We start from the raw sequence: 6,341 nt of genomic DNA, 5'->3' as shown, positions 1-6,341 counted from the left end.
TTTACAGCAGCGTCTTCTTGTTCTACTTGGGTTTTCAACTACTATTTATACTCAACTTGATGGTCAATCTTTTACTCCTGAGTAGCCTTTCTTATAACTCCCGAAAAAATGGGCGAACCGGGAGTCTTAATTCTTAATTTCCAAGTTATCCCGTTGTCGCAGCAACTCAGGACCACGAGAGGTGCCTAGCCTGGTTGCTCCAGCAATGACTAAATCGAAAGCTTGCTGGATGGTTCGGATACCTCCTGATGCCTTGATTCCAACTTGCCCCCTGGTCACTTTTTTCAACAATTGGACATCATCAACTGTGGCACCACCATTCCAGCCAGTGCTGGTTTTGATAAATTGCGCCCCAGCATCCATACAGATTTCTGCAGCAAGACGTTTTTCCGTATCACTCAGCACAGTAGTTTCCAAGATGACTTTGACAGTTTTACCCGTTTCTTGACAGATTTGGGCAATTTCTTGGTAAAGTTCCTCTGTTTTACCCACTTTCAAACCACCAAGGTGAATCATTACATCTAGCTCTGTCGCTCCATTTTCCACTGCCTCTTGGGCTTCATAAAGCTTAGCAGTGGGGGTTGTAGCACCACTCGGAAAACCAATGACGGTACAAACCTTTGGTACTCTACTGTGGAGGAGTTCAGCCGCTTGTTTGACGTAAACTGGCGGGACACACACCGTAGCAAACTTATATTGGTCTGCCTCTTGACACCATTTTTCCACCTGCTCTGGTGTAGCCGTGGGAATAAGCAGGGCATGGTCGATTAGGGGAGCAATATCAATGTCTGGATAGTCTATATCCATTGCCATATCAGATACTTAAGTAAAAATCAACCAGCTTTTAAGTATAACAGTTAACTATCAACTCCCAACCCTTAACCGTCAGATCACCCAGGAAAAACCCATACAGTTTTAGAACAGTAATATTCAGCTAGACTTTAACTGTGTAAGACTATAGATTAATTAATTACGGTGATTTTTATCAACATTTAGTGATGACCTAATCAACCCGAAAAACATTTATTATAGTGATGAATAAAATTCGTTTTTTTTACGAAAATAGTGTGTAATAAGCGCAGCTTATTACTGCATCGCTCTTGCCTCTTGCCTCTTGCCTCTTGCCTCTTGCCTCTTGCCTATCCCCTGCTCCCTGCTCCCTGCTCCCTAAAACCCAGAAAATTGCAACCGCTGTAAATTAACCCCTGAGTAACCATGCGTTTACTATGCCTGAGCAATGGTCATGGAGAGGATGTGATTGCTGTCCAAATTCTACAGGAATTGCAACATTACTCGACTTGTCCAGAACTAGCGGCCTTACCCTTAGTTGGGGAAGGAAAAGCTTATCTCCCATTAGATATCCCCATTATCGGCTCCGTTGAGCAGATGCCATCGGGTGGATTTATCTATATGTCCCAACAGCAAGTGTGGCGTGATGTGCAGGGAGGCTTAGTGCAATTGATTTGGTCTCAATTAAAAGCAATTCGCCGTTGGGCTAAATCAGGGGACTTTATCCTAGCAGTAGGCGATATCGTACCACTGTTGTTTGCCTGGTGGAGTGGTTTACCCTATGGCTTTGTTGGTACTGCCAAATCGGAATACTATTTGCGGGATGAATCGGGATGGTTAGCCAATCGACCCCGTTGGGAAGGGTGGTCAGGCTCGGTATATTTGCCTTGGGAGCGTTGGCTGATGTCTAATCGCCGTTGCATAGGGGTTTTTCCTAGAGATACCCTGACCACAGAGATCTTAAAGCAGTGGTCTATCCCAGCTTTTGATTTGGGTAATCCGATGATGGATGGGATTTATCCAGACTATCCACCACCCATGGTTTATGACAAAGATGCAGAATTAAACGAAACTAAGCGTACCCTAACCATTACCTTACTACCAGGTTCCAGAATACCCGAGGCTTATCACAATTGGGATCAAATCATCTTGGCAGCATCAGGGTTACTGGATACTTTTGGTTCGCGATCGCTTTTATTTCTCGCTGCCATTGCTCCAGGATTAAGCCAAGACCCTTTACGGGAGGTTTTAGTCGCCCATAGTTGGAGTGAGGTCACCTTGCCATCCCATCCATTCAATTTCCAGCTCAAGGACAAACAAGCTTTGGTCTTTACCAAGCAAAATGGCACACTGATTTTAACCCAGAACGACTATAACCTCTGCCTGCTCCAAGGGGATTTCTGTATCGCCATGGCAGGCACAGCCACAGAGCAATTTGTCGGGTTAGGAAAACCAGCCATTGCCATGCCAGGAGGTGGTCCCCAATATACCCCTGCTTTTGCCGAAGCCCAAACTCGCTTGTTAGGTCAATCGTTAGTAATAGCACAGCAACCAGAATTTGTAGCAAGCATAGCGAAAGAGTTATTCCAGAACCCCGACAAGTTACAGCTAATAGCAGAAAATGGACAGCGACGCCTTGGTCAACCAGGGGCAGCAGCTCGGATTGCTAAGTGTTTGATCGAAAAGATGAATGCTAAATTATGAATGATGAATTATGAATTATGAATTATAAATCAGACATCTCAGATGTCTATTATATTTGGTATATATGGGGGTGTTTAAACAGTCCTCTTCAAACTACAATTCCCACACATTATAGCAGTCGCCAGGGCAGTTATGACATGACAAAAGTCTCAAACCTAAGTAAGTGCAAGAGTTTGACTTCTGACTTCTGACTTCTGACTTCTGACTTCTGCTATAACAACAAGTATAAAGGTTATAGATTGCGATGGATATTCAGACTTTGAGTGGTAGTCCTGTCAGTATTTTGGGTCTGGGAGCTAAAAACCCAATGGATACCACTTGTGTAGAGATTGCTTACCAGGCTGGAATCAATTACTTCTTTTTTTACAACCTGAATTACACCAGTTTCCTAGAAGGACTAAAGCCTATTCTGGCAGCTGAACGAGACCAAGTGGTAGTTTCCACGGGCAGTAACAGTCGCGATCTTAACCAACTGCGCGAATATTTAGACCAAGTTCGTTCCTTGCTTGATGTGGATACAATAGATGTGTTCTTTTTAGAATATATCTCCCCTAAAGATGATCTCGACCAGGTTGCAGTAGCCTTAAACCAGATCCATACCTGGAAAACTGAAGGATTAATACGCTATGTTGGCGCAACAACCCATAACCGCCAATTAGCAGTACAATTATTGAGAAAGCAGTCCTGTGACGTGCTGATGCATCGTTACAACATGGCCCATCGCAAAGCGGAAGTAGAAGTGTTTCCTGCTGCGCTCAAAGCCGACATTCCAGTAGTTGCGTTTACTGCCACTCGTTGGGGTTCGCTGTTGCAAGGACATACAGACTGGAAAAATCCAGCTCCAACTGCTGCTGACTGTTATCGCATGGTACTGCGCCAACCAGCGATTCGCTTAGTCCTCACTGCACCTAAAACCGAATCTGAATTAGTTGAAAATCTCAGGATTTTGCAATCTCCTGAGTTATCTGTTCAGGAAGTAACCCATTGGCAAACCTATGGCGATCTAATTTATGGAACTGGCCAGGATAGCTTCGATAATCAATGGCCTTAATTAATTAATATCATCTTCGGTTGAACACTTATAAATAGTAAGTAATAGGGAACAGGGAACAGGTAAAAGGAAACAGGTAACAGGGGATTAGGAGGGAGATTACCTACGAAAAGGAAGCTATGTTTTTTAAACTGATTATCTGAATATGATATAATATAATGCTTGCAAAATTCGGGAACTTTGGATTGGGTAAATCCGCAGTAGAAGCAAATAAAAATTGACGAAACCATTATAAAAAAAGAGATACAGCCCAGTCTAATTTAGGATTTTAATAAAATTTAATATTTTTTTATACCATGAAAGTAAATTATTACGATAGACTGGCTAAGTGGAAAACTTAGGAGGCAAGAATATGAAAGATAAAAGATTGATTACCCCAAGTTTTCGCCCTTGCTGAATCAATGGTAATTAGACCTAATGAGTTAATTAGTAAGCCAGTCGATGATTAGTGTAAAACTGATCATGTTGGCTAAATCAGTTGTTAGTAAGTAAATACAGAGAATGACCCAAGTCTATACCAAAGATTTTGAAATCCAATGCCCTCCCTCACAGCGCACCTGGAGAGAAATTTCCCAAAAAATTGCTGCGCTTCCCTTACCAGGTGTTCCCATTCGCTTGATTTTAACCAAAGTTGAAGGAGATACCCTCACCTTTGAATCCAGCTTTATCGATACAGACAGAAAGCCGGTTTGGTCATCGTTACTAGATATTAATATTCGTCAACGGGTTTCTAACCAACCGTTTGTCGCAGTTAGTATTATTCCCACCGGAGTCAGAGCAGAAATTGGTGGTTTTGCGGGAGATGCTACTCCCAGTACCAATCTGTTAGCCTCCGCTTGTGACTATCTGGTGACAAATCCCAATGCGGTTACTGCGTCGGATATCTATTTCGGTCAGGATAATGTTCTGTATCTGGAAGGGAATCTGATTTGTCAGTTACTACTGGGTAATATTGGAGTTATTCCTCAGAAGCGCGAAAACATTGCAGCAATTATTGAAAAACCAAAAGATGAGCGATTTTTAAACAATGTTATTAATGCTCTCAATGGCTTGCGCGCTGTGGGGGGAATTAATATCGACCCTGTAGTCGTAACTGGTGGCCCAGTAGAAACCGCCTGTACCTATTCCCAGTATGGTAATGCTTCCGGGGAATTTAAAGGTATGGACGAGTTGATGAAAGCTCTAGATGTGGTGGAAAATTCTTCCGCTAGGGCAGTGGCTTTAATGACCACTTTGGAAGTAGACGATAAAATCCGTCAAGCTTACTACCGAGGGGAATCTATCCCCAATCCTTGGGGCGGTGCGGAAGCAATTATGACCCACATGCTCACTAATTTCTATCCCTTTACTGCTGCCCATGCTCCCTTATTATTGGAGTGGGAACATACGGGATTTGGGAAATTAGTAGACCCTAGGGATGGAGCAGAATTAATTTCCAGTGCCTATGTTTGTTCGCCTCTCAATGGTTTAATCAATTCTCCCCGTCCGGTAAGGTTTGATACTCCCGTAGCCCCAGGGGAAACCAGGATATCCGTAGAGAATGTTTCGGCGGTAGTAATGCCAGAAACTACAGTGGGTAATATTCCGTTTTTAGCGTCTTTAGACCAAGGTGTGCCGGTAATCTTAGTTAAAGATAATACCACTAAGTACGATATTACTCCTGAAAGATTGCAAATTGAAACTCAGGGCAACCCGATATATCGTGTCAATAGCTACATGGAAGCGGCGGGATTGCTATTAGCGTTACGCAATGGTATTGCAGTGGAAAGTACAATTCGTCCAATACCACAACTTCAGCCGATTTTTATGTAGCTTATGACTCAACCTTCTTCCACTTATAAGCTAATCGCATCTCATAATCAGGATGTGCAGGTGAGTCTTTATACTCCTGCCCACCAAGGAGTTGCTCAAAATAGCGTACGCCTCAGTCAAGAAATCTATCAATATGATGCACCATTTCTTACTCGCCCTCGCACTGAGAGCATCGAAAAACATTTCTCTGAAATGTATGGCACTAAACATACCTTTTGGCTAACTGGAGGAGGGACTCAAGGGGTTTTAACCGCTTGTGCTTTATTGGGTACTCAGTACAAGCGAGTGGCGATTGCCCTCAACAGTCATATTGCCACCATAAACGGCATCATTTTAGCAGGATTAGAGCCTTATTTTATTCCTTCTGTGTCTTTGATGCCTACTACTGAAGAGGTGATTTCTGGATTAGAAACCAGTGGCGTATCGGCTTTGTTACTAACTCATCCCAGTTATGAAGGGATAACTATTGATATTGGGAAGATAGCTGATTACTGTCGCGTACGCGATCTGGCTTTAGCAGTAGATGAAGCCCACGGTAGTCATTTTCCCTTTCTGGACGAACAATGGCAATCGGCGATCGCATTTAAGGCAGATATCGTCACCCATAGTATGCACAAATATACTGGGAGTTTGGTACAAACTGCTTTATTGCATTTACCCACTGACTCTCGGTTTAGTATTGAACAAGTTATGGGGGTGATGCCTTTATTTGAAACCACTACCCGCAGTAACCTGTTAATGCTGAGTATTGAAGATGCGATTAAGAAGGGGTATTCCGAATCAGGTCAAGGGTTATTTTCGCAAGCCATTCAGGAATGCGATCGCCTGCGCAGTCAATTGGATAATTACGGCAACGTATTAACGTATGATGCCCAAGTTAGCGATCCGCTGAAAATCTATTTAAAAAGCGATCGCACTACAGGGCAAGAGTTAGCAGAGCTGTTGTACGAACGCGGGATTGATGGGGAATTTGCTGGTGAAGAGG

The 6,341-nt window shown here is 43.2% G+C and carries 6 protein-coding genes; 5 read left to right on the top strand and 1 reads right to left on the bottom strand.

All coding sequences use genetic code 11. The features are described 5' to 3' along the window. Positions 1-126: 126 nt before the first annotated feature. Positions 127-807: a deoxyribose-phosphate aldolase gene (deoC, locus tag F6K52_RS30125; RefSeq protein WP_293087495.1), complete on the bottom strand. Its 681-nt coding sequence runs from the start codon at positions 805-807 to the stop codon at positions 127-129. Between the two features lie 258 nt (positions 808-1,065). Here deoC and F6K52_RS30120 point away from each other — a divergent pair, with 258 nt between their 5' ends. The 5 genes from F6K52_RS30120 to F6K52_RS30100 form a co-directional block, all read left to right on the top strand. After that, entirely contained in the window at positions 1,066-1,197 is a 132-nt protein-coding gene (locus tag F6K52_RS30120) for a hypothetical protein (RefSeq protein ID WP_293087492.1), read from the top strand. Positions 1,198-1,215: 18 nt separating this feature from the next. Then, positions 1,216-2,493, top strand: coding sequence for a lipid-A-disaccharide synthase-related protein (locus F6K52_RS30115; RefSeq protein ID WP_293087487.1), 1,278 nt, complete (start codon positions 1,216-1,218; stop codon positions 2,491-2,493). Positions 2,494-2,737: 244 nt separating this feature from the next. Then, positions 2,738-3,544 carry an aldo/keto reductase gene (locus F6K52_RS30110; RefSeq protein WP_293087481.1) on the top strand — a complete coding sequence of 269 codons (807 nt, stop codon included), beginning with the start codon at positions 2,738-2,740 and terminating at the stop codon, positions 3,542-3,544. A gap of 501 nt (positions 3,545-4,045) precedes the next feature. Then, a complete protein-coding gene (locus F6K52_RS30105) occupies positions 4,046-5,356 on the top strand; it encodes a DUF3326 domain-containing protein (RefSeq protein ID WP_293087477.1) in 1,311 nt (436 codons plus the stop codon). A 3-nt stretch (positions 5,357-5,359) separates the two neighbouring features. Next, the coding region (locus F6K52_RS30100) for a DegT/DnrJ/EryC1/StrS family aminotransferase (protein WP_293087472.1) at positions 5,360-6,341 on the top strand (982 nt) is incomplete at its 3' end.

Source organism: Moorena sp. SIO3H5, assembly GCF_010692395.1.
Taxonomy (GTDB): domain Bacteria; phylum Cyanobacteriota; class Cyanobacteriia; order Cyanobacteriales; family Coleofasciculaceae; genus Moorena.
The sequence above is the reverse complement of the archived record's forward strand: the minus strand, read 5'-3'. Positions and strand labels throughout refer to the sequence as shown.